This window comes from Lachnoclostridium sp. MSJ-17 (genome assembly GCF_018918205.1).
Taxonomy (GTDB): Bacteria; Bacillota; Clostridia; order Oscillospirales; family Acutalibacteraceae; genus Ruminococcoides.
The window spans coordinates 1-2,149 of the sequence record NZ_JAHLQB010000050.1 but is presented as its reverse complement, the minus strand read 5'-3'; the positions used below and the strand labels follow the sequence as shown (position 1 = coordinate 2,149).

General features: G+C 49.7%; 1 protein-coding gene. It reads left to right on the top strand.

The features are described 5' to 3' along the window. The first annotated feature begins 532 nt into the window (after positions 1-532). Positions 533-1,999, top strand: coding sequence for a UDP-N-acetylmuramoyl-L-alanyl-D-glutamate--2,6-diaminopimelate ligase (locus KQI64_RS04425; protein WP_216523522.1), 1,467 nt, complete (start codon positions 533-535; stop codon positions 1,997-1,999). Positions 2,000-2,149 lie beyond the last annotated feature (150 nt).

The window sequence follows — 2,149 nt, the reverse complement described above, 5'->3', positions numbered from 1 at the left end:
GCCAATAAAATGGCGAGAATCTTTTTCATTGGAATTTCCCTCTTTCAAAAAAAATATTTTTTCGATGGAGCAAATTGCACAAAGGGCAGTCCGCTTCACTAATTAAATAATATCAAAAAACGGAGCAAATTGCAACTGGTTTTGTAATTTTTAACTAACTTGTTAAAACCTTACTATTTTTTTGTTTAAATTCACACTACATTTTAGATAAATTTATCTTTTACACAAATTATATGATGATTTTTTGTAGAGTATTACCGTTGACCCCTTGTGCATTATGCTCAAGCGACCTTTCTTGATTTAAGGGAAAAGCACGATTTGAACCCTTTGCGGCGGCGGTTTTTCAGAGAGGCTAAAAATTTTCTCTATTTTTTTAGTGAAAATTAACCAATCTTGCATGATTAATAATTTTTTGCTCTTTTGCCGCCTGAGGTTGTAATCTATATTATTTACTGGTATAATATTTACAGCTTGCGGCGCGCTGTTCTGATCGGCGCCCTGTATGAACCAAAACACAAAGGAGCGATTTTTTATGAAGCTGTACGACCTTCTGAGGGACGTTGAATACACCGTTGTCCGCGAGGGCAACCCCGAGATAAGCGATATCATTTACGACTCGCGAAAGGTTAGCCCCGGCACCGTCTTTGCCGCGCTCAAGGGAGCTGCCGCCGACGGTCACAAATACGCCTGTTCCGCCATCGACAAGGGAGCCGCCGCTCTCGTTATCAGCGATGACCTTGACTTTGATATTCCCGACGGCGTCGCCGTTGTAAAAACCGGCGACACGCGGCTTGCTCTCGCGCTTATGAGCCGGGCGTTCTTTAATTACCCCGAGCGCGAGCTGAAAACCGTAGCTATCACCGGCACTAAGGGCAAGACGACCACCGCCGCGATGATCGCGGAAATTTTTGAGCAGGCGGGTATCAAGGCGGGCACTATCGGCACCCTCGGCATTGTCTACGGCGGCAATACCTACAAGACAGACAACACAACGCCGGAGTCCTATGAAATCCAGAAGGCAATGCGAAACATGGCTGACGCGGGAGTCAAGGCGTTCGTCATCGAAGCCTCGTCGATCGGTCTTAAGGCGAGCCGTCTCGCTGGAATGACCTTTGACGCTGCCGTGTTCACAAACTTCTCGAACGACCACATCGGCGGAGTCGAGCATAAGGACATGGCGGAGTATCTCTACTGCAAGAGCCTGCTCTTCCGTCAGTGCAGAAACGCCGCGGCTAATATCGACGACCCGGCGTGGGAGAAAATCACCGCGGACTTCAAGGGCGATATCCTGACCTACGGCTTCTCCGAGGGCGCAAAGCTCCGCGCCAAAAACGACAGGCTTCTCTCGGATAACGGCTTCATCGGAGTTCATTTCGAAACAGAGGGGCTGAAAAATCTCTCGCCCGACGTCGGTGTTCCCGGAAAGTTCAACGCCTACAACGCTCTCGCGGCGATCAGCGCGGTATCGTTCTTTGACATTCCCGACAAGGCTATACTCGACGGACTGAAAATCGCCCACGTCAAGGGCAGAGTCGAGCCCGTCAAGGTTCCCGGAAATTACTCGCTGCTGATCGACTACGCGCACAACGCTCTCTCGATGGAGAACGTGCTTACGACCCTGCGGCAGTACAAGCCAAACCGCCTTATCACCATGTTCGGCGCCGGCGGCAACCGCCCGAAGGTGCGCCGCTATGAGATGGGCGAAACCTCGGGCAGACTGAGCGACCTCAGCGTTATCACCGAGGATAACTCCCGTTTTGAGGACGTAATGGACATAATCGCGGACATCAAGACCGGTCTTCACAAAACGGACGGCAAGTACGTTGTCGTGCCCAAGCGCAAGGAAGCGATACGCTATTGCATGCTCAACGCGCAGGACGGCGACATCATCGTCCTCGCGGGCAAGGGTCACGAGGATTACCAGGAAATCAAAGGCGTAAAGTACCACATGGACGAGCGCGAGCTGATCGCGGAAATAATCGAAGAAGAAGGACTTTGATCAATTGACAATGGACAATGATCAATGGACACCTGAATCCGTGAAACTCAAACAGGTAAAAATGCAGAAAGACCGATAGCCATGCAGAAATCGGCAGTCAAATTATCAGATTTTTCTTCACCCAAAAGGTGAAAAAACCACTGTTTTATG

Coding starts and splice junctions, on each gene's coding strand:
- KQI64_RS04425 (WP_216523522.1), top strand. CDS start 533: ATGAAGCTGTACGACCTTCTGAGGGACGTTGAATACACCGTTGTCCGC.